The organism is Mucilaginibacter robiniae, assembly GCF_012849215.1.
Taxonomy (GTDB): domain Bacteria; phylum Bacteroidota; class Bacteroidia; order Sphingobacteriales; family Sphingobacteriaceae; genus Mucilaginibacter; species Mucilaginibacter robiniae.
Map to the genome: position 1 here is coordinate 4,539,714 of NZ_CP051682.1, position 23,517 is coordinate 4,563,230.

Below are 23,517 nucleotides of genomic sequence, written 5' to 3' on the forward strand. Positions count from 1 at the left end.
TTTTGGTGCTGTATAATTTCTACAACTAACACTGTAACCACAAATGTTTACCGGCATCATCGAAACTTTAGGCCACGTGGCCGATTTAAAACAAGAGCAAGGCAACCTGCACATTACTGTTCAATCTGCTATATCATCCGAATTAAAGATCGATCAGTCAGTAGCACATAATGGCGTATGCCTTACTGTGGTGGCTTTGGTTGATGGCACACATACGGTTACCGCAATTGAAGAAACATTAAATAAAACCAATATTGGTCAACTTAAGGTTGGCAACCTAATCAACCTGGAACGTTGTATGCAAATGAATGCTCGCTTAGATGGGCATATAGTACAAGGCCATGTTGATCAAACTGCCATATGTACCGAGTATAAAGAACTACCCGGCAGTTGGGAATACACATTTGAATACGACAATACTAAAGGCAACGTAACTGTCGAAAAAGGCTCTATTTGTATCAATGGTATTAGCTTAACTGTAGTTAATTCAACAGCCAACAGTTTTTCGGTAGCCATCATTCCCTATACTTACGAGCATACCAATCTACAAAACGTTAGGGTAGGCACAACGGTAAATCTGGAGTTTGACATTATCGGGAAGTACGTGGCTCGACTGATGCAACGCTAGGTTCTGTAAGCTGGTTTAATCTTCCTTTGGTATAATCAACTAAAGCTTGTTCTTTTACCGGTGGTTTAGCAGCCAAATATTTCTTGAAGTACTTAATGGCTAAAGTTTTATTTTTTAAATCATTATCATACAAATTGGCCAGCGAGTAATATATAAGGCGACTATCTTCAAATTGCAAACCTTTTTGATAAGCATTTAATGATTTGGTAAATTGTTTAGATTCTTCGTATGAACTGCCAATTTCACCATAGTACGTACTGATGCTGCTGGATATACCATCAGCGATAGCTTTATTAAAGCACTGTACAGCTTTAGGGTAATCTTTAAGGTTTTTATAACCCATACCCATCCAGTAGTACGAGCCTTCCGTTTGCATTAAGCGCGGTAAACCAGCTATAGTTTCTACACAGCATTGGTAATTTTTCAAGTAATAGTAGGCTTGTGCTAACTTGGTTACTGTAATATAGGTATTATCGCCTAATTGCAAAAGCCTCATACCTGTTTTAATGGTTTGCGGCCATCTTTTTTGTGCATGAGTTAAATTTTCTAAGCTCTCTAGTAAAATGATATTATCAGAATCAGCTGCTATTGCTTTATCTAACACTTTTTCTGCTTGTACATAAAGTTTTGCTTTAACGTATCCATCACTTAAAGATGCTGCCGCATCTGCATCTTCAGGATTGATTTTATTGGCTCTAATCAAGTAGGTCATTTTACCTAATGAGTCTAATTTAACTGAGCATATTTTTGCTAATTGCGTATATACATAAAAATTGCTGGTGTCGTTCTGCACTATCTTTAAGTAATAGCCGTAGGCTTTATCCTGATTACCACGCCTCATATTAATACCTGCCATGTTGTTAAGTACTGGTAGGTTAGTGGTATCCATTGCATATACACGCTGGTAATAGTTTTCTGCTTCAGCCAGTTTGCCCGCCATTTGTGAAGTATAAGCTAAACGAGATAAAGCTTTTGCGTCGGTGACTGGTTCCTGGTAATTTGTCTTCAAATACTGTAAAGCTTCCACATAGCGCTGGTTTTGATAATATTCCAGCAGTTGTGAATCACTAACGGTTTGTGCTTGTACAATTTTGGGATTAACTAAAAGTACACCAATTAAGAAGAGCAGAATGGATAAGTTTTTCATAAGTATCATTTAAAACTAAGTTATTAGTTATGAATGATATTTCAAACACATACTTTAAAATTTAGTTATTAAAGCTAAATAATTTATCATATGGATAAGATAAGAAAGTTTGAGTTGATGGAAAAAATTGTCCATGAACTAGAAGATTTAAAGAATAGTCAACAGGCAATTATTCAAAAATTAGGTAAGATTGAAGTAGATAACATTGATTTAGGCGATAAACGTTTAGAGAAAGACCTTCCAGATATGCATCAGCGTATTTCCGATAACCTGGATAACATAGCTTCAATACTAGAAGATTTTGCTGCGCAAACTACTACTTACAGCAGTCAAAATCATATCGAAGAACTGAAAGCACAGGAAGCTATCGATAAACTGTCTGAATAAAATAAAATGCCCTTCTCTATAATGAAGGGCATTTTATTTTATTCAATGCTTTTACCTTTCATGGCCTGACTGATAGCTGCATCCATAACACGTTCGGCAAAGGGTCGTGTATAGTTATTTAGCTCATCTACTTGTTTCAGTATTAAATCTTTATCACCACTGGTCAGCACTTCTTTTAGTGTATCAATGTGCTGCTGAGTTTTTGCAATCTCTGCAATGGCTAGATAGTCTTTATTCTTTTCAATAAAGCGTTCTGCGGTGTATACCATTTGTTCGCCTTCAGTTCTGGCCTCAATAAGCATACGCTGTGTTACATCATCCTTGGCGTGGGTAATGCTATCCATGAGCATCTGTTCTACCTGTTCATCAGTAATGCCATAAGCAGGTTTTACTTCCACTTCCTGCTTCATGCCTGAGCGTAACTCAATAGCCTGAATTTTCAAAATACCATCAGCATTCAACAAAAAGTTAATATCTACTTTAGGCAAACCTGCGGGCATAGCCGGTATGCCTTTCAAATCAAACTCAGCTAACTTGCGGTTTTCTTTCACTAAATCGCGTTCCCCTTGATAGACGGAAATCTTCATGTTTACCTGTCCATCAACCGAGGTAGTGTATTGCCTCCCAGCTTTGGTAGGTACTTTGGAGTTACGTGGAATTATGACATCCATCAAACCTCCCATAGTTTCAATACCTAATGAAAGGGGGGTAACATCCAGCAGCAAAATATCTTTGCGGTTACCAGCCAGAATATCAGCCTGTATAGCGGCGCCTAGTGCTACTACCTCATCAGGGTTTAAATCATCATGTACCGGGCGCTTAAAGAATTCAGCTACTTTTTTCTTTACCAAAGCAGTACGGGTTGATCCACCCACCATTACCACTTCGTTAATATCATCTACCGTTAAGCCAGCATCTTTTAAGGCGTTGGTACAAGCATGAATGGTTTGTTCAACTTTCGGGCTAATTAGTTGCTCAAAAGTTTGACGGTCTAACGTACACCAGATATCACCAATTTGCTCATTAAAAATACTTTGGTGAGCGAAAGCTTTTTTTGCTTCTTCAGCCTTTAAACGTAATTGCTGTGTTAGCTCACGGTTTTCAGCTAATTCAATAGGGTTGAGTTGATTCTTTTCAATCCAGTATTCTACAATAGCCCGGTCAAAATCATCACCGCCTAAAAAGGTGTCGCCATTGGTAGATAGTACCTCAAAAATTCCGTTTTGTATTTGCAGAATAGAAATATCAAAGGTACCGCCACCTAAATCGTACACGGCAATGGTTTTAGTTTCATCAGGGTGAAGGCCAATACCATAAGCTAAGCTGGCTGCTGTTGGTTCATTTACAATGCGTAGTACATCTAAACCAGCCAGTTTACCCGCATCACGTGTGGCTTGCCGTTGAGAATCATTAAAGTAAGCGGGAACCGTAATTACTGCGCGGTTTACCGGTGTTTTTAAAGCGTGTTCTGCTCTTTGCTTTAGTTCTTTCAATATCAATCCTGAAAGTTCAATCGGTGTATAAAAGCGGTCGCCCACTTTAATTTTTACCAAGCTTTCAGTGTTATCATCGATAACTTTGTAGGAAAAAAAGTTCTGGTACTTTTCTATATCCTGATATGAACGCCCTAATAAACGCTTCACAGAAAAAACAGTATTCTGTGGATCAGTAATTAAATATTCTTTAGCTTCATTACCAACTGTTATAGAACCAGCACTATCAAAATGTACTACTGAAGGTACTAAAACACCCTTACCCATGTCGTTAATAACCTGAGGGTTTTTATCAGGATTAATAAAGGCCACTAATGAATTGGTTGTGCCTAAATCAATGCCAACAATTACTTCATCTTTTTGCAGCGATCCAGTAGCCAGATTGATAGAAACTTTAGCCATATTACTTACTTAATAAGCAGCAAAGGTAGGCAGTTTTACAAGATGCAATGTCATGTAAGTGTGAATTGACAGGCAAATTGCTTTAATCATAATTTCTAATTATTTTCACAGCAATGTTTAAACGGTCCGTTCTCCTAATTATGGGTTCATGTTTAGGCATAGGTAGTATTCAAACTGCTTATGCACAAGCTTTTGGCGGAAATCCGCCTTCTATCAAGTGGAATCAGGTAAACACACCGGCTGCCCGGGTAATCTTTCCAAAAGGAATGGATTCGTCTGGTCAGCGTGTAGCTAACATTGTGCAGCAACTCAACCGCACCATGATGCCAACTATTGGCTACAAACAAAAGCAGATTAATATAGTGCTACAAAACCAGCTGCTTACTACTAATGGTTACGTTGGGCTAGCTCCATTTCGAAGCGAGTTTTATCTGGTACCTGCACAAAATAATTTTCAATTAGGAACATTGCCCATTGCCGATCAACTAGCTATTCATGAATTCAGGCATGTGCAACAGTTCAATAACTATGATGTTGGTTTAACCCGTATTCTGCATGTGCTATTTGGTGAAGGCGGGCAACAGATAGCGAACAGCTTTTCTATACCTAATTGGTTTGACGAAGGCGATGCCGTGTATAACGAAACGCTGATGAGCAACCAGGGCCGTGGCCGTTTGCCATACTTTTTCAATGGCTACCGTGCTATTTGGGCAGCCGGCAAAAACTACAACTGGATGAAACTACGTAACGGATCATATCAGGACTATGTGCCCGATTGGTACCCGACAGGCTATATGCTCACAGCTTATGGTCGCCAAAAGTTTGGTGCGCAGGTTTGGAAGGGTGTTACTCATGATGCTGCCACGTTTAAACATTTGTTCTATCCTTTTCAAACATCATTTAAGCAGCACACTAAACAAGAGTACAGCAGTTTTAGAGGCGAAGCATTAAACTACTTTAAACAGCAACTGGTTACGCCGAATATGCAGAAAGCGGCCGAGGCATACAAGCCCAATCAGCACTTTATTGCTACTACCGAATACCCGGCTTATGTAGATGATAGTACTTTAATTTATCAGAAAACATCTTATAAGCACCGTCCAGCTTTTATTATACGGCGAGGTAACAGAGAAAAAGTAATCCGATTGGCAGACATTAATGCTGACAACTACTTTAACTATAATAATGGCCAAATAGTGTATGTAGCCCGTCGTCCGGATGTGAGGTGGGGGTATAGGGAGTATAATGATATTAAACTAATTGACGTTAAAACCGGCAATCAGCGACGAGTTACCGCACGTACTAAATATTTCTCGCCGGCATTAAGTGCCGATAATAAAACGATTGTTGCGGTACATGTGCCACCTTCTGGTGCGTATGAATTACATATTATTGATGTGGCAAGTGGTAAAGTGTTACAACGTGTGCCTAACGTTGGGCATTATTATTACACTTACCCTAAGTTTTACAATAATCATCAAATTGTATCTGCCATCAGAAACACTGCTGGTGAAATGTCGGTTGCATTGATTGACCTTAAAACAGGAGAAAACCAGTATTTAACGGCTTGGGGCATGTCTCCCAAAGGTTTTACTACAGTACACCGGGATACTGTTTACTTTACTGCTACCTCAGGGCTTAATGATAAGTTATATGCCGTAAATGTACCCGATCATCAATTGTATGAGTTACAAAATGATTCTTTACATAGCTTTGTAGGCAACTACGAGCCAGCGGTAGGCAAAAGCAAAATAGCTTGGGTAAGTTTTAGTGCTTACGGTTACCAAATACATGAGCTGCCTAAACAAGCCTTGCAGTTAAAGGCTGTAAATACGTTACCAAAGTTGCCTGAGTTCGGCATTAATGCTTTACATCAAGATACTTCTGCCGATTTACTTGCTGATGTACAAAATGAGAATTTACCTGTCAAAAAGTATTCTAAACTTCATCATCCGTTTAACTTTCATAGCTTAATACCTTACCTGGATGATCCTGATTATACCTTATCTTTAACGGGTAACAACATCTTGAATACATTTCAGAGCGATTTATCACTCACTTACAACCGTAACGAAGGTTACAAACAAATCAGCTTTACTACTTTGTATGGCGCGCTGTATCCCTACTTATTTGCTAGTGCAAGTTATACATTTGATAGAAGACGGTATTTTCTGGATCAGCGTCGGAATACTATAGAAGCTAATTGGAACGAAAGTAACGTACAAGGTGGTTTAGAATTTCCGTTCAACTTATCGCGTGGGCGTAATTATACCAACATCACTTATCTGAGCAGTTTATCTTATACCGTGACTGATGTTCAATCTTTATTTAGCAAAGCCATACCGGATAATACTTATTTAACTAACGCTATAACCTTCAGTAATCAGGTTGCGAAGCCACGACAAAACATATACCCGCATTTAGCACAGATTATTACGGTTAATTACCGTAATACAGTTAACAGCTTGCAAGCTCACCAGTTACTAACGTCTGGAACTTTCTACTTTCCAGGCTTTTTGGCTAATCATAGCATTGTAGTCAGCTTAGCTTATCAGCAGCACGACCGCAATTACAGTTTCTTTTCCAACGAGTTGTCTTTTTCCAGAGGTTACACCTCCGATAACCTTTACCGTTTGCAGAAAGCAGGCATCAACTATTCCTTTCCAATTGCTTACCCAGATGCAGGTTTTGGTAATATTGTTTACCTGCTTAGGTTAAGAGGTAATTTATTTTACGATCATACTCACGGGCGTGATTTTTACACCAACGGTAACACCTTTAAGGCTGATTTCAATTCGGCGGGAGCTGAGTTGTTTTTTGATACCCAATGGCTGAATGAAAATCCTATTAGTTTTGGCATACGCTATACGCGATTACTAAATGACGACTTGTTTGGCAATAATGGCCGAAACCGTATAACCTTAATTTTGCCTTTAAGTATCTTATAGCAATATAACCAGAACAACTATACAGTAGGAGATGAGCCCTGATTAACTTTAGCCAGAAGTCTTTTTACAACTTCGGTACCCGTTACATCAATAGCATAATCATCTGCGTATTTGCTGTTGCCAAATATAATAGCAGAGTTGTGGTAAGTCATGGCACTTTGTAGCTGCGTTCTAGCAGATGAATGTATTTCGGTTGCTCCGGTATAATGTACCAAATCAGCAGCATTTAGTTCGCTAATACCTGCACCCGGCATGATAATGATGCGACCGGCTGCTTTTTGTATTAGATGAGCAATCTTGTTTGCGCCTTCAATAGCAGTTGTTTTTCCACCAGAAGTTAAGATGCGGTCACAACCTAATTGTATTACATCTTCCAGAGCTTGATCCATATCTGCACATAAATCAAAAGCCCGGTGGAAAGTTACACTTAAGCCGTGTTGTTTGGCTATGTCTATTAAGATACGGCAACGGGGCACATCAACGGTACTATCAGCATTTAAAATGCCTAGCACTACGCCATCGCAGCCGGCACTAACCAAATAGTGCAAGTCCGCCAGCATAATTTGAAATTCAATATCTGTATATAAGAAATCGCCAAGGCGTGGGCGCAGTAATGCATGTAACTTAATGTGCAGCAACTCTCGGGCAATTTTTACTTGCCCATGCGAAGGCGTAGTTCCGCCTTCATGCAGGTTTTCACAAAGTTCAACCCGATGTGCACCACCATTTTGTGCCGCCAGTGCAGAAGCAACCGAATTAGCGCAAACTTCTAATTGGATCATAAAATAAGTATAAAGATAAATTGGTTATTAGTGTGATTAAGCAACGTTCTTGAATCGAAATAGTGCATGAACCACTAATAAAAACTTTTTCCTTTCACTAATAAATCCTGCTTGTTGCCATCGCACACTCCGTATGAAAAGCCTTTTTGTATGGCATAAGCTCCGTATTCACCTTTCTTGTTTAATGCTAAAAAGCCTACCTGTATGTCTTTAGCTGTATCAGGTTTCTTTTTGATGATGCGATGTACAGCCTCTTTGCAGGCATTTTCTGGGGAAAGACCTTGGCGCATCAATTCAACTACCAAAAAGCTGCCCACATTGCGGATTACTTCTTCACCTACACCGGTTGATGTAGCACCACCCACTTCATTATCTACATACAAGCCGGCTCCAATAATTGGGCTATCACCCACACGCCCACGCATTTTAAAAGCCATACCACTGGTAGTGCAAGCACCTGATAAGTTCCCGTGTGCATCCATAGCCAGCATACCAATGGTATCATGGTTGTATTGATTGCCGGGTAAACCTTTAGCATTTTCAATGTTCATAATAGGCTTATACTCATGCTTAACCAACCATTCTTTCCAGGCTTTTTCCGACTCGGGAGTTAGTAAAACTTCTTTCTTGAATCCTTGCTCAATAGCAAATTGCGTTGCCCCCTCGCCAACCAACATTACGTGTGGCGTTTTCTCCATTACGCGTCGGGCAACAGATACCGGATGAGCAATGTACTCCATAGCTGCTACTGAACCACAATTGCCAAATTCATCCATGATGCATGAATCTAGAGAAACATGCCCATCACGATCTGGGTAACCAGCTCTGCCTACTGTATGGTTGTTTAAGTCAGCTTCAGGTATTTGTAAACCAGCTTCAATAGCATCAATAGCACGTCCGCCTTTTACCAGTGTTTTCCAGGCTTCCCGATTGGCTACAATGCCGAAATCCCAGGTAGATATAACAATGGGCTTATTGATAACCGGAGTTGAATCTGCTAAATTTTTAGCTATAGACTGCGTAGATAGGGCAGCCACTGAGGCTCCAGCCGCAGATACTTTAATGAATTTACGACGATTGTACATGTTGGGCTAAATATAATAAGCTACTAATGAAAACCTGAATTTTTGTATGAATTACCGGGTAAACTGCATACGCATACCTTTTACTTGTTCGTTGAATGTACCTTGCTGATAAACCAAGTTACCAGATACAAACGTGTGCGTAATGGCAGATTGAAAAGTGTCGCCTTCAAACGGGCTCCAGCCACATTTATACAAAATGTTTTGCGGCGTAACCTGCCAGGGTTTGTTCAGGTTAACCAAAACCAAATCGGCCCAATAACCTTCACGTATAAAACCGCGCTGTGCTATCTGGAAGCATACAGCTACATTGTGGGCTGTTTTTTCAACAATTTGTTCCAGTGTTATTTTACCCTGATGATACAGCTCCAGCAAAGCCGGTAATGCATGTTGTACCAGCGGGCCGCCTGATGGTGCTTGTAAATAGGGTTGAGCTTTTTCGGCTATGGTATGGGGGGCATGATCGGTCGCTATTACATCAATGTGCCCATCTTTTACCGCCTGTAAAATAGCATCCCGATCGGCTGCTGTTTTTACTGCGGGGTTCCACTTAATAAGGTTGCCCTTAGTGGCGTAATCTTCATCAGAAAACCATAAGTGGTGTACACAAGCTTCAGCCGTAATTCTTTTATCTTTTAATGGAATATTATTATTAAAAAGTTGTGTTTCACGGCCTGTAGAAATATGCAATATATGCAGTCGAGTGTCATTTTTACGTGCAAGTTCAATAGCTAATGATGAAGAAAGATAACAAGCTTCAGCACTACGAATTTTGGGGTGATAATCAACCGTAATAGCGTCACCTAATAATTCTTTATAATGTGCTGCGTTGTTTTTTATGGTTTGTTCATCTTCACAATGTACGGCAATCAGCATAGGCGCTTGTGCAAAAAGGTTTTCTAGAGTGGTTGGATTATCCACCAGCATATTACCGGTTGATGATCCCATGAAAACTTTAATACCACATACATTTTGTATATCAGTTTTTAACACCTCATCCAAATTGTTGTTGGATGCACCCATGTAAAACGAGTAATTAGCCAAAGATTTCTGCGCAGCCAATTCGTACTTATCAGCTAACAAATCTTGCGTTAAGGTATTCGGAACCGTATTGGGCATTTCCATAAACGAGGTAATACCGCCAGCTACCGCTGCTTTGGCTTCGGTATAAATATCAGCTTTATAGGTAAGCCCCGGTTCACGAAAATGTACTTGATCGTCAATGCAGCCAGGTAACAGGTGCAATCCTTCAGCATTAATCTCCTGATCGGCTTGTACGTCTATTTGGGTATCAATACGGCTAATCAGACCATCTTGAATGAATACATCAGCAACAAATTGCTGGTTTTCGTTAACTATAGTAGCGGCTTTTATTAGGATGGATGACATGGGGGTAAAGTTAGAAGCCATGAACCAGAATGAAGAAACTAGATGAAAATAGTTTTGAACGATGGGATTTAAACAAAACAAGCCTAACCATAACTGGCAGGCTTGTTTAAGTTTGGATATGGTGATAGGTTTCTACTCTGTTTTTAGACTTTTTACCGGATTTACAAAGGCTGCTTTTACTGCTTGTGAACTAACGGTAACTACAGCCAATAGCAAGGATAAACAACCCGTAATTAAGAAAATCCACCAGTTGATTTCGGTACGGAAGGCAAACTCCTGAACCCATTGGTGCATAAAATACCACGCTAAAGGCCATGCAATAAGGTTGGCTACAACAACTAACCAGGTAAATTCTGTTGAGATCAATAAAGAGATACTTTGAACACTAGCTCCTAAAACTTTGCGGATACCGATTTCTTTGGTCCGGCGTTCGGCTGTAAATACAGCTAATCCGAACAAACCAAGACAGCTTAATAGTATGGCTACGCCGGCAAAGGCTTTAAATAGTGTTGCTGTTTGCGTTTCACGACGGTACATGGCTTGGAAATTATAATCCATAAACTGATAATTGAATGGATGTATAGCATCAATATTCCGATAGACTTGCTCAATTTTAGTCAATGCTTCCTGAGCGTTTTCTGAATTAATTTTTACATACAAGTAGCCGCCATATTGAGAATCCCGGGATATGGAAAAAATTGCCGGCTGTATATTAGCTTTTAGGGTAACGTTATTGAAATCGCGGATAACACCTCTAATCTGGCCTGAGCGCCCCCACAAGTTAACAATGGTTCCTAACGGTTTTTTCAGGTTCATTAGCTTAGCAGCCGATTCATTAATTAAGTAGTAAGCACTATCGGCAGATGTGCCCGTAAAACCTTCACCTGCTGCAAACTTCATTTGCATGGTTGATGCAAAGTTGGCAGTAACTTGCATCGGACTGATATGTGCCTGCGGATCTGTTTTACCCGGCCAGCTTATGCCATCGGTCGAGTTTTCACCCATTTGCATCAAGTCGCTATTGGCAAAGGTTACGTCTTGTATATGCGTATCTGCTTTCAGTTCAGTTAGTATAGTTTGTAAATGAGCGCCGACTTTTGGATTTAAAGGTACAATTACAATGTTTTCACGATTATAGCCCAGGTTTTTGGCTTGCATAAAGCGAAGTTGCTTCGTGATAATTACTGTGCATATAATAAGCACGATAGAAAATGCAAATTGCAATATTACCAGGCTTTTGCGCAGCAATCCGCCTTGTGCTGATTTGTTGAAATTTGATTTTAAAGCTTCGGTAGGGTTAAAAGAAGATAGCACCCATGCCGGATAAAAGCTACCCAATATAATGGTACCGAAACCAACCCAGCCAATGATTTCAAATGTAGAGACCTGCCAGTAATCTATCGTATAAGTTTTACCACTGATACTTTTGTAAATAGGTACCAACAAGGGTAAGAGTAGCATGGCTAATAATAGCGAGGCTAAAAAGATCAATACAAACTCTGTTACAAATTGTATCAACAGTTGCTTGCGGTTGGCACCAATGGTTCTACGCAAGCCGACTTCTTTGGCTCGCTTAGTGGCTCTGGCAGTTGATAAGTTAATATAATTGATTACAGCAATTACAATAATGAGTATGCCAATAATAAAAAACAACTTCACGGTTTTAATTCCTGATGGGGATAAATCCGGTTTGTATAAGCGTAAGGTATTAATAGGTTGGAAAATGAAAGTGACATCGCCGGGTTTAACATAACCGTTGTTTTTTACATGAATGGCGGAAAGCTGTTTAGCTAAGGCTGCCACGTTGGTGCCCGATTTGAGATGTAAAAAGGTATTAAACGCGAAGTTACCCCAATCATCGTCAATAGTTTTCCACTTACCATTACCTCCAAAATCTTTCCGCAATACGTCTATAGAAAGGAGGACATTGAAGTGAATACTACTGCGCTCCGGCATGTTTTCATAAATGGCAGATACGGTATAAGGAAGCTGTTTTTCATCCATAAGCAGAGTTTTACCTATGGCTTTATCTACAGAACCAAAATATTTGATTGCCGCATCTTTGCTAATAGCTACACTGCTGATGTTTTGTAAGGCTGTTTTTAGGTTGCCTTGCAAAAAATGAATATGAAACATGCTGAAAAAAGCAGGTTCGGTGAAGGCTAAGCTGTTTTCCATCAGGTGCGATTCGCCTGAAGTTATCAGTAATTCTCTTTGCTGAAAGCGAGCAACCTGTTCAACCGCCGGAAAATCTTTTAATGCTGCTGCTATAGGAGCAGGTACACTTGACCAGGTGTCAAATACATTACTGCTCATCCTAACCTTAGCGTTGATTCGAAATACATGGTTAGCATCAGGCCATGATTGGTCATATAGCAATTCATCATTAGCACCCCAAAATACCAATATGCTTACGGATAAACCTATAGCTAGACCTATAACTGCAATTAATGAATATACTTTACTACGAAGCAGGTTACGCCATGCTGTTTTGATATAGTTTTTTAGCATAAAGTTGGGTTAATAAAGGAGCATTTACCAATATGCATTTTTAAGCACGTATAATTATACCTATACAAACACATACCATTCGATTAACAGGCTGACAGTTAAATATGTATGTAAAGCTTCATGGTTTGCAGTGTACGGTTATGATACACCAAATTGTACGCTTTTGTACAAGCATAATAAAGTAAGTTAACGGCTACGTAGTGTTACAGGTGTTACATGTTACAGAGTGTAACATGTAACACCTGTAACATTGACAAACCATTGGCAGTGGTGGCACTGCTTTGTCAGCGTATTTTACTTAGAAAGATATTAAAAAGCGTTCCTGAACACTGCGTGACTTTGCCAGTAAGTAACTCTACAATAATTTATAATTGAACAACTATTTACAGCAACATAATTAACTGAGGGTACCTGCCAATTAACAAGGTGTGATTTTTCCAACTAAACTGTATCTTTGCCCGCCATGGGCGTACCTTTTGATGATTTTAAATTTAACCGCCAAATTCTGAGCGCGATAGCTGATGCGGGTTATACGGAAGCTACGCCTATACAGCAAAAAGCCATACCGCCTATTTTAAACGGGCAGGATGTAATGGGTATAGCCCAAACCGGAACAGGCAAAACTGCTGCTTATGTACTGCCTATATTAATGAAACTCAAGTATGCACAGGGGCAGGATGCCCGTGCGCTAATATTGGCGCCCACGCGTGAGCTGGCTATGCAAATTGAGCAGAATATAAAAACATTTGCAGCGAACACTGATTTGCGTACAGTTTTATTGTACGGAGGCTTAGGGCCAAAAGCTCAAATTGAAGCCATACAAAAGGGTACCGACATTATTGTAGCTACACCAGGCCGATTTTTAGATATCTACCTGGCCGGTCACATCAATACCAAACCCTTGCAGGTGTTGGTACTGGATGAAGCCGACAAAATGATGGATATGGGCTTTATGCCTCAAATAAACCGTATTCTGGAAGTGGTGCCCCGAAAACGACAGAACCTGTTATTTTCGGCTACCATGTCTGATAAGGTTCAGCTGTTGTCGGGTAATTTCCTGGAGTTTCCTACGGTTATCGAGGTTACGCCTCAGGCTACGCCTGCACAAACAGTTAATCAGGTTTTGTATTATGTACCTAACATAAAAACTAAGATTAACTTGCTTAAAAAGCTGTTAGACAGTGAAGAATCTATTAGTAAGTTAATTGTGTTTTGTAAAACACGCTATGCTGCTGAAGATGTATATAAGTTTTTAGTGCGTAAGTATGATGAGGAGCAGGTTAAAGTTTTACATGCCAATAAAGGGCAAAATACCCGTATCAACTCCATCAATGCGTTTAAGAGCGATGAGGTAAAAATTTTGGTAGCTACTGATGTGGCGGCGCGGGGTTTGGATGTTAGTATGGTAAGCCACGTTATTAACTTTGATGTGCCTATTGTAATTGAAGATTATGTGCATCGTATTGGCCGTACAGGTAGGGCTTCACAATCAGGCGATGCCATTACTTTTTGCAATCCTGCCGAAGAGTATTATATCGAAAAAGTACAAAAACTAATACGTCAGCCTATAACGGTACTGCCTTTGCCAGATGATGTATTCATTGAGCAAACTCCGTACGAGGAGCGCCAAGAGCAGGCTCGTGAAATTGACATGCAGAAGCGCCGCGAAAATCCCGATTTTAAAGGCGCCTTTCACGAAAAAAAGGAGTCGAACACCCGTAAAGCGGCTGCGCCTAAATCCACAAAACCTGGCGATAAATACAAAAAGCCTAAAACTACACGCGGTAAATCTTTCCGTAAAAAGTAATTATGAAATTCAAAGTAACGCCTTTAAACTTTGCTACTGTATTTTTTATTGTGCTGGCATTTATTACCTGGTTGTATCATCCGGTGGGTGTTACCGGCCGTGAACTGGCAGGATGGAGTGGGGCAATTGCTATATTATTTTTCTTCTTTGCTTTTGTAGTTGCTTTTTTAGATATGATTTTCCGCAACTTCTTTTTAAAGCTAAAAGTAATCTGGGCTATTGAGCTTAGTTTTATTGTATTAACAGTTGGAATATATTTAATGGTTAGATAACCAAAATTGATAAAATGAAAAGAGCCGAAATAAAATTGACGATTGATTTAGATGATAACAACGTTCCTGAAAATATTATGTGGGAATCTACTGATTCCCAAGATAAGGAAGCGTTACCTGTAAAAGGCATGATGTTGGCATTATGGGATCATAACTACAAAAATACCCTTCGTATTGATTTATGGACTAAAGATATGCCGGTTGATGAGATGAAACGCTTCTTCTATGAAACTCTTCAAACTATGGGTGATAGCTTTTTGCGTGCTACCGGCGAAAAGAATATAGTAGAAGATTTACGTGATTACTGTGCCCACTTTGCTGATAAAATGGAACTAACCCAACAATAATTTGTATGCAGCCTAAAGCCTTCTTTTCTTTCTTAGGTTTTACATTGTTATTAGTAGCTACTTACTGTCCATTGTTACGGCCTTTTGGGTTGATTAACTGGGATTTATACGATTTAAATAAACCTTATGGTATAGTAGTGCTGCTGGTAGCCGTAGTGGGTATTGCCAGTATATTGTTGAAGCAATATTCTGTAAAACGTATAGCCGGGTGGATGGCTTTAGCGCTGGTTATTTTAGTTTATATTGCAGCCGTATTAAAAGTTAAATCTTCCTTTAGTTTTATTCCATTTAAAGGAATGGCCGGAGTGTTAACGCGGCAAATCCATTTTAAATGGGGCTGGTTTTTATTGTTTGCCGGAGCCTTATTATCAATCATACCGTTATCTAAAAACTCAATACCATAATTTGTGTTACACCCGTACATTTATTAGATATAATAATCAAATATGCGCGGTTGGAAAACAATTTTGTTCCTAATTATATCAAATACCTTCATGACGTTTGCCTGGTACGGGCACCTAAAGTTTAAAGATTACTCTTGGGGTAAACATTTAGGTTTGTTTGCTATCATTGTAATTAGTTGGGGTATGGCATTTTTTGAATATCTCTTTCAAGTGCCGGCCAATCAAAGCGGCTTTAAGGATAATGGTGGTCTTTTCAATTTGGTACAACTCAAAACTATTCAGGAAGCCGTTTCTCTAACTGTGTTTATGATTTTTACATTAGTATTTTTCAAGACAGAAAAGCTGGGCTGGAACCATTTAGTTGGGTTCAGTTTTATTGTTGCGGCTGTGTTCATTATATTTAAAAAGTGATAAGTAACCTTTAAGCTCATTAAAAGCGTATAACCATTTCAACCACAAAAGCTAGTACAGGTAGTGTACCATTTATGTTGTATTAATTATTATTTTTGGTCCGTTTACCTTTACAAACATTAACTAAGCATTTCCACTCAATATATGTTCAGATTTTCTTTTCGGCAACAAGTCTTAATTGGTTTTGGCGTATCTATTATTCTAGTTTTCATTGTTGGTTTGTTATCATTTTATAGCATTAGAAAACTGCAGGATAATCAAACTGAAGTTGAACATAGCCAGCAGGTTGTAAATACATCGCACAACATATTGCAATACCTGATTGATGCTGAAACAGGTATGCGTGGTTATGTGGCTACCAATAAAGTGCGATTCTTGGATCCCTACAATGCTGCTTTACCGCGTATATCGCATGATTTGAATCGTTTACAAACGTTAACTGAACAAGATCCTGATCAGCAAAAGAATATAACTGATTTAACTCAATTAACTGAAGAGCAATTAACCTTATTAAAAACCAACGTTGATAAGCGTGAAGCGCTAGGGTTGGATTACATGGTTCAACATGATATGCTACTGAACGGTAAGGCAGTCATGGACAGGATCAGGGGATTAATTGACAATATCAACAAAGTGGAGAGCAAATCATTGTTGGCTGGCAAAGCTCGCACAGCTGAAGCCGCTAATAACACTACTATAATTATTGTAGTAGGCTCTTTGATATTTTTGATAATTATTGTTGTCTTATTCATTTACATACAAAAAACTTTTGAGCAGCAGAAGAAGATTGAAGCCGAAGTCAAAGAAACCAACACGGCTTTAGAGCAGGTTTTGGGTGAAAACGAATCTAAAAACTGGCTGCTAACGGGCATCGGTAATTTGAACGAAAAGATGCAAGGGCAGCAAAGTGAAAAGGAGTTGGCTGCTAATATCTTAACAGAGGTTTGCCAATACACTAATGCGCTTACCGGTACATTTTATCTTTTTAGTGAAGATGATGAAGCACTGGAGCTTTATTCTTACTTCGCTTTTCATGATTTAAGTGTAGTTAAGAAGAAAATCAAACTATCAGAGGGTTGGTTGGGGCAGGTTGCTACCGATCAGAAACCGGCTACCATTAAAGGTCATTTGAATGACAAGCTGCAACTGGAGACCTCTATCATCAGTCAGGAACTAGCCGAAATACTGATTGTTCCTTTCTTCTTTGATAAAAAACTGAAGGGTGTAATGGAAGTAGCATTCCAAAGCCAGCTTAAAGATAATGACCGCGATTATATAATGGCTGCGGCCGATGATATTGGCATTGCCATTAACACTGCACAGGCTCGAACCATTATGCACGATTTGTTCGAGGAAACTCAACAACAAGCCGAAGAGTTGGAAGCACAGCAAGAAGAAATGCGTGTTACCAATGAAGAGTTACTCAACAAAACCGAAATGCTGCAGGCATCGGAAGAAGAGTTGCGTGTGCAGCAGGAAGAGTTACGTACCATTAATGCCGAGTTGGAGGAGAAAGCCAGCTTGCTGGAAGAGAAGAACCAAGCTATTGAAGAAGCCCGCCATGCCATTAATCAAAAGGTAACCGAGCTGGAAACAACCGGTAAGTACAAGTCGGAGTTTTTGGCCAATATGAGTCATGAGTTGCGTACGCCACTCAATAGTATTCTGGTGTTAGCACGTATTTTAAAAGATAACAAAACAGATAACCTGTCTGAAGATCAGATTAAATATGCCAGCGTAATTTTCAATGCCGGTAATGATTTGCTGACGCTCATCAACGATATCCTTGACCTCTCAAAAATTGAATCCGGTAAAATGGATATGCAGAATGATGATGTGAAGGTTATTGAGATTGTTCGTGATATGGATATGCTATTTACAGAAGTAGCACGCAACAAAAAAATAAACTTTACTCATAGCATTACCAATCTGCCTGAATCTATCTTTACCGACAAAGTTCGGGTAGAGCAGGTGCTTAAAAATCTGTTATCAAATGCCTTCAAGTTTACGCCTGAAGGTGGTTCAATTGCTATTAATGCAGTATCTGGCAAAAAGCCGAACACTATCGATTTCATAATAAAAGATTCCGGTATTGGTATTGCAGCAGATAAGCAAAAAGTAATATTCGAAGCCTTCCAGCAAGCTGATGGTTCAACCAGCCGTAAATACGGTGGTACTGGCTTAGGCTTATCCATCAGTCGTGAGTTGGCTAATTTACTAGGTGGCGCTATTAGCTTGAAGAGCGAACTGGGGCAAGGCAGTGAGTTTATTTTAAACATACCTTTTGAAGCCACGCAAGTAACTCCGGTTGTGGAAGAGCCACAGTTACCATCTATTGAAAGCTTTAATGCTAAAAGTAATTTTTTACAGCCGGCTGAGCAGGTGCAAACTCAACAAGGCCGTCCGGAGCCATTGGTAGTTATTGTAGAAGACGATAAGAACTTTGCTGATATTCTGCATGATTATGCGAAAGAGCATGGCTACCAATCTATCATGGTAAATGAAGGTACCCACGTTGTTGAAATTATAAAAGAAAACATGCCTGATGCGGTAGTTCTGGATATTATGCTGCCTGGCAAAGATGGCTGGCAGATATTAAAAGAACTAAAACAGGATGATGCACTAAAAGATATACCTGTTCACCTGATGTCTGCAGGTGAGGCTGCTGCTAATAAAGTGCGTCGGGAAGGGGCTATCAGTTTTATGAAGAAGCCTATCAATACCGAAACACTGGATAAGCTATTTGCTGATATGATGAGCCAGAGTGGTGTGCGCTTCAAGCAGATTTTGCTGGTGGAAGATCATGAAGCGCAGAGCCAGGCGCTCAAAGAACTCATGCAGAAACAAGGCATTACTGTTGACCAAGCTTTTACAGGCGAGCAGGCATTCACGATGTTGAATGAAAACGATTACCAATGCGTTATTTTGGATTTGAATCTGCCAGATATTTCAGGCTTAGATTTACTGGACAAAGTTAAAGCTATTGATCGCTTTACTGAACTGCCGGTAGTTGTGAATACCGCTATGGAATTGGATAAAACATCAGTAAACCGACTGATGCAATATGCCAATGCCATGGTGATGAAAAGCAACAAGTCGGCCGATAGGTTAATTGACGAAGTAAACTTGTTTTTACATAAAATTAGCGCCAATCCGCAAACAACGGAAAAACCTTCTGCGCAAAAAACGCTTCTTACTACAGTAAATAAGGGGAAAGAAGTTTTGAAAGGTAAAAAGGTACTTATTGTTGATGATGATATGCGGAATATTTTCGCATTAAGCAGTGCTTTGCAAACGTATGATTTGCAGGTTGAAATTGCTAATGACGGAGATGAAGCACTAGAAAAGTTAGAGACTACAGAAGGCATTGATATTGTGTTAATGGATATCATGATGCCTAAAATGGACGGATACGAAGCTACTCGGCAAATACGTAAGCAAAACAAATGGGCTAAATTGCCTGTAATTGCTTTAACAGCTAAAGCGATGAAAGAAGATCGGGAAAAGTGCATAGCAGCAGGTGCTAATGATTATATCACTAAGCCAATTGATATGGACCGATTAATTTCTTTATTGCAGTTGTGGTTAGACAACTAATAATGATGAAGCAAAGTATAGAGGCAGACGGGTTAACATCAATACACTTAAGTGAACTCATAAACCTCGTTAAGAAAATACACGGATTTGATTTTTCAGGCTACTCTAAAGCCTCGTTTAAAAGGCGTTTAGTACGTATTATGCAGTTGAAAAAGCTGGAGTTTTATGATTTGAAGCATTTGCTGATTAATGATCATGATTTCTTCCAGTATTTTTTAGAGGAGGTTACTGTTAATGTAACCGAAATGTTCCGTGATCCGTTATACTATAAAGCTTTGAATGCACAGGTGCTTCCATATTTGTCAACCTTCCAGCATATAAAAATTTGGAGTGCAGGTTGTTCAACCGGTGAAGAGGTATATTCATTAGCTATTTTGCTGCAGGAGGCTGGTTTACGAAAAAAGTCATTCATTTATGGCACGGATGTCAATACGCAGGTTTTAAAAGAAGCGAAAAAAGGTATATATAGCTTGCGTAAAATCAAATCATACATAGAAAATTACCAGTACTCGGGCCTACCCGGAACGCTTACTGATCATTTTACCATATTGTATGATGCTGCTACTATACATGCCGAGTTGAAGCAGAACACTTTGTTTTCTGTGCATAATTTAATATCTGATCAGGTTTTCAATGAGTTTCAGTTAATCACCTGCCGTAATGTGTTTATTTATTTTGATTCGGAACTTCAGGAAAAAATTTTGGACTTGTTTTATCGCAGCTTGTGCCCTTTAGGGTTTTTATGTTTGGGCAGCAAAGAAGCTATACGGTCTGATAGCTTTCGTAAACGCTTTAAAACTGTAAATTCCAAAGAAAATATATATCAGAAAATTGGAGCTTAGTACAGACATAGTTGAACGATGGCATCAATCGGATGTGCTGCTGCTGGGTGGTTCGGCCGGATCATTTAAGTTGCTTTTCCGAACGGTTAAAAGTTTAGCAGCTAATTTGGGCAAAACGGTTATCATCATTATTCACCGTAAAAAGAATTATTTCAGTGAGATTGAGAAACTTTTTGGTCAACACAGTCGTATGTACCTACGTGAAATATGTGATAAAGACGTAATCAAAAAAAACACCATCTATATAGCGCCAGCCAACTATCATACCCTCATAGAAAACGAAAAACAATTCAGTTTAGACGTTTCAGAATCTGTATGGTATTCCAAGCCTTCTATAGATGTTACCTTTGATACGGCAGCCGAAGCCTTTGGCAACCGTTGTACAGCCATTTTACTTTCCGGAGCTAACCAGGATGGGGCGGAAGGATTATTAAAGCTTCGTAAAAAAGGTTCGTTAACGATTGTGCAAGATCCGAGTGATGCTGAGATGGCTGATATGCCTAACGCAGCTATTCATTTAAAAGCAGCTGATTATATATTAACTGCTGAGGATATTTTTAAATTATTACAACTTTAATCTTACACTATACAACCAACTTTGCCTTTCATTTATGGACCCTGTTAATATATTGATAGTTGATGATAAAGAAGAAAATATTGTTGCGCTGGAAGCATTGCTGAAGCGTGATGATATTACTATTCTATCAACCACGTCGCCTAATGAAGCGTTGCGTATAGCATGGGAAAATACCATTAGTATTGCATTGGTAGATGTTCAAATGCCTCAAATTGATGGCTTTGAACTGGTTGAAATGTTGAAGTCAAATCCGCGTACTAAAGATATCCTGATCATTTTTGTAACAGCTATATCTAAAGAATCAAAGTATGTAGTAAAAGGTTTGGTAAGCGGTGCTGTTGACTATTTATACAAACCTCTTGATCCGTATATTACCTCAGCTAAGGTTGATTCGTTTATACAATTAGCACGGAACCAAAAAGAAATTAAAGTTAAAAATGAAGAGTTGCAGAACTATGCCATCATGGTTAAAAATTCTGCTGATATTATTGCAACAGTAGATGCACAATCTCTTCGCATCAAATCTATCAACCCGGCAGTTCAAAAGTTGTTAGGGTACCAGATGGATGAAGTTTTGCAAAAAAGCGTTATTGATTTAGCTGCTATTGATGATCAGCCTAACTTTCGTAAAAAGCTTTCAGATGTTATTAATAATAACTTAAGTTTTGCCGTAGCTGAATATCAATTTGAAACCTTTGAGAAGCATATGTTGTGGGTAGAGTGTCGAATTACCTACCGCAACAAGATGGTGTTTCTAAACATCAGTGATGTTTCTCCGCAAAAGAGCTACGAGCATCAACTTATTAAATCAAAAGAAGCGGCCGAACAAGCCAAAAAAGCCAAAGAAAACTTTCTGGCAAACATGAGCCATGAGTTACGTACACCTGTTAATGGCATTATGGGTTTAACCCATATACTGCGTAATACAGAATTAGATGCGCAGCAAACGGATGTTGTTGACTTATTAGAAGTTTCTTCACAATCTCTTTTAGGGGTAATTAATGATGTATTAGACATTTCTAAAATTGAAGCCGGTAAGTTTTCTATATACAGAACCAACAATAATTTACGCAAAACCGTTAATGCCGTATTTGATTTGCTAAAGTACAAGGCCGACGAGAAAAAGCTGAATTTCCAATTGCACATTGATGAACAGGTACCTGAAGCTTTATTGTATGATTCATTACGGTTAAACCAGATATTGATGAACTTACTTAGCAATGCTATAAAGTTTACAGATGTGGGGTTGGTGAAACTGGAAATTGGCGTTTTGCAGAAGCTGAATGAAAAAGTTAAGCTGCAGATTAGTGTAGCTGATGAAGGTATAGGCATTGCAGCCGATAGATTATCTAAAATTTTTGATTCATTTGAGCAAGCTGAACAAGATACACTGGTTAAATATGGAGGTACAGGCTTGGGCTTAGCTATTGTTAAACGACTCATTGAACTAAAAGGAGGCGAGTTAACAGTAAGCAGTCAGATAGGTAAGGGCAGTGTTTTCAACTTTACCAACTGGTACACTATAGCTGAAAATGAATCGGTAAATACGCAACAAAGTAGTCTCAGTAGGAAAAAACTGGATCCATTTGAGTCAGTGCATATATTGGTGGCTGAAGATAATCTGGTTAACCAGTTTATGTTATCAAAAATGCTGAAAGATTGGAATGTGGAGTTTGATATGGTAGATAATGGCCGTAAGGTGTTAGATAAGCTTCAAACCCAGGATTATGATTTGATACTAATGGATACCCATATGCCAGAAATGAATGGCTACCAAGCGGCTAAGCACATACGGGTTAACTTTGTTGAGCCCAAACGTAATATTCCTATTATCTCCTTATCGGCAGCTTCATTCGATCATGAACAGCAGCAAGCCTTATCATCTGGTATGGATGATGTATTGGCAAAACCATTTCAAGCCTACCAACTGCATGAAAAACTAAAAAGCTTTTTAGTAGCTAAGTAAGTAGTGTGCTTTTATCATAGTTGCATTTGCAACTGACCATATCCTGCCACTTGCACTTCGTGACGTAAAAGCCACTGTTTGCGCCAAAGTCCGCCGGCATAACCTGTAAGGCTGCCATCAGTTCCAATTACACGATGGCAGGGAACAACAATCCACAAATTGTTTTTACCATTGGCTGCCGCAATGGCCCTGATAGCTAATGGGTTCTGCATTCGTTGCGATAACTGCATATAGCTTATTGTTTCTCCAAAGGGTATTTGTTGCAAATATTGCCATACTTGCTGCTGAAAATTAGTGCCTTGTTGTTTAAGTGGTAAATCAAATATTTGCCGTTTTCCTGCAAAATATTCGTCTAACTGTTTTATGGTAATTTGGGTAGCATCAGTTAATTCCTGGTTATTTTCCATTGCTGTATCGTCACAAACGCGTATGGCTGTAATCAATCCATCATGTTCTGTAATGCAAGCTGTACCCAGCGGAGTAGGGTGATAATAGTCGGCCATGAATTTTGTATGCAGGTGTACA

General features: G+C 39.2%; 19 protein-coding genes. 12 read left to right on the forward strand and 7 right to left on the reverse strand.

The features are described 5' to 3' along the window. Positions 1-43: 43 nt before the first annotated feature. A complete protein-coding gene (locus HH214_RS19860; RefSeq protein ID WP_169610619.1) occupies positions 44-628 on the forward strand; it encodes a riboflavin synthase in 585 nt (194 codons plus the stop codon). Here the strand turns inward: HH214_RS19860 and HH214_RS19865 are convergent. Next, positions 591-1,775, reverse strand: a complete 1,185-nt coding sequence (locus tag HH214_RS19865) for a tetratricopeptide repeat protein (protein ID WP_169610621.1) — start codon at positions 1,773-1,775, stop codon at positions 591-593. The two genes, HH214_RS19860 and HH214_RS19865, sit on opposite strands and share 38 nt — an antisense overlap. A 90-nt stretch (positions 1,776-1,865) precedes the next feature. Between HH214_RS19865 and HH214_RS19870 the strand changes: the two genes are divergently transcribed. Beyond that, entirely contained in the window at positions 1,866-2,162 is a 297-nt protein-coding gene (locus HH214_RS19870; protein WP_169610623.1) for a hypothetical protein, read from the forward strand. A gap of 38 nt (positions 2,163-2,200) precedes the next feature. Here HH214_RS19870 and hscA read toward each other — a convergent pair whose 3' ends face one another. Further along, complete coding sequence (gene hscA / locus HH214_RS19875; protein ID WP_169610625.1) at positions 2,201-4,057, reverse strand: Fe-S protein assembly chaperone HscA; 1,857 nt, start codon at positions 4,055-4,057, stop codon at positions 2,201-2,203. A gap of 113 nt (positions 4,058-4,170) precedes the next feature. On the opposite strand from hscA, the gene HH214_RS19880 reads away from it, so the two are divergent. Continuing rightward, positions 4,171-7,005, forward strand: coding sequence for a TolB family protein (locus HH214_RS19880; protein ID WP_169610627.1), 2,835 nt, complete (start codon positions 4,171-4,173; stop codon positions 7,003-7,005). Positions 7,006-7,022: 17 nt separating this feature from the next. On the opposite strand, the gene HH214_RS19885 is transcribed toward HH214_RS19880, so the two are convergent. The 4 genes from HH214_RS19885 to HH214_RS19900 form a co-directional block, all read right to left on the reverse strand. Further along, positions 7,023-7,787: a copper homeostasis protein CutC gene (locus HH214_RS19885; RefSeq protein ID WP_169610629.1), complete on the reverse strand. Its 765-nt coding sequence runs from the start codon at positions 7,785-7,787 to the stop codon at positions 7,023-7,025. 74 nt (positions 7,788-7,861) lie between these two features. Continuing rightward, positions 7,862-8,872, reverse strand: a complete 1,011-nt coding sequence (locus HH214_RS19890; RefSeq protein WP_169610630.1) for a N(4)-(beta-N-acetylglucosaminyl)-L-asparaginase — start codon at positions 8,870-8,872, stop codon at positions 7,862-7,864. 51 nt (positions 8,873-8,923) lie between these two features. Then, positions 8,924-10,258, reverse strand: a complete 1,335-nt coding sequence (locus HH214_RS19895) for a dihydroorotase (RefSeq protein ID WP_169610633.1) — start codon at positions 10,256-10,258, stop codon at positions 8,924-8,926. Positions 10,259-10,390: 132 nt separating this feature from the next. Next, complete coding sequence (locus HH214_RS19900; protein ID WP_169610635.1) at positions 10,391-12,769, reverse strand: ABC transporter permease; 2,379 nt, start codon at positions 12,767-12,769, stop codon at positions 10,391-10,393. A 463-nt stretch (positions 12,770-13,232) separates the two neighbouring features. Between HH214_RS19900 and HH214_RS19905 the strand changes: the two genes are divergently transcribed. The 9 genes from HH214_RS19905 (at position 13,233) to HH214_RS19945 (ending at position 22,992) form a co-directional block, all read left to right on the forward strand. Next, positions 13,233-14,576 (forward strand): DEAD/DEAH box helicase, encoded by a 1,344-nt coding sequence (locus tag HH214_RS19905; RefSeq protein WP_169610636.1) that lies wholly within the window; start codon positions 13,233-13,235, stop codon positions 14,574-14,576. Positions 14,577-14,578: 2 nt separating this feature from the next. Further along, positions 14,579-14,848 carry a hypothetical protein gene (locus HH214_RS19910; protein WP_169610638.1) on the forward strand — a complete coding sequence of 90 codons (270 nt, stop codon included), beginning with the start codon at positions 14,579-14,581 and terminating at the stop codon, positions 14,846-14,848. 14 nt (positions 14,849-14,862) lie between these two features. Further along, the gene (gene gldC / locus HH214_RS19915) at positions 14,863-15,195 is read left to right on the forward strand and encodes a gliding motility protein GldC (protein WP_169610640.1); all 333 of its coding nucleotides are present in this window, start codon (positions 14,863-14,865) and stop codon (positions 15,193-15,195) included. A gap of 5 nt (positions 15,196-15,200) precedes the next feature. Continuing rightward, positions 15,201-15,599 (forward strand): hypothetical protein, encoded by a 399-nt coding sequence (locus HH214_RS19920; RefSeq protein ID WP_169610642.1) that lies wholly within the window; start codon positions 15,201-15,203, stop codon positions 15,597-15,599. Between the two features lie 90 nt (positions 15,600-15,689). After that, complete coding sequence (locus HH214_RS19925) at positions 15,690-16,010, forward strand: DMT family protein (protein ID WP_248282156.1); 321 nt, start codon at positions 15,690-15,692, stop codon at positions 16,008-16,010. 144 nt (positions 16,011-16,154) lie between these two features. Further along, a complete protein-coding gene (locus tag HH214_RS19930; protein ID WP_169610646.1) occupies positions 16,155-19,607 on the forward strand; it encodes a response regulator in 3,453 nt (1,150 codons plus the stop codon). Positions 19,608-19,609: 2 nt separating this feature from the next. Further along, positions 19,610-20,449, forward strand: a complete 840-nt coding sequence (locus HH214_RS19935) for a CheR family methyltransferase (protein ID WP_248282157.1) — start codon at positions 19,610-19,612, stop codon at positions 20,447-20,449. Beyond that, positions 20,439-21,026: a chemotaxis protein CheB gene (locus tag HH214_RS19940; protein WP_169610648.1), complete on the forward strand. Its 588-nt coding sequence runs from the start codon at positions 20,439-20,441 to the stop codon at positions 21,024-21,026. Before HH214_RS19935 ends, HH214_RS19940 begins: the two co-directional genes overlap by 11 nt. A 34-nt stretch (positions 21,027-21,060) precedes the next feature. After that, on the forward strand, positions 21,061-22,992 hold the full coding sequence (locus tag HH214_RS19945) for a response regulator (protein ID WP_169610649.1): 1,932 nt from the start codon (positions 21,061-21,063) through the stop codon (positions 22,990-22,992). A gap of 14 nt (positions 22,993-23,006) precedes the next feature. Here the strand turns inward: HH214_RS19945 and HH214_RS19950 are convergent, their stop codons facing one another. Continuing rightward, positions 23,007-23,495, reverse strand: coding sequence for a methylated-DNA--[protein]-cysteine S-methyltransferase (locus tag HH214_RS19950; RefSeq protein ID WP_169610651.1), 489 nt, complete (start codon positions 23,493-23,495; stop codon positions 23,007-23,009). Positions 23,496-23,517: the final 22 nt, after the last annotated feature.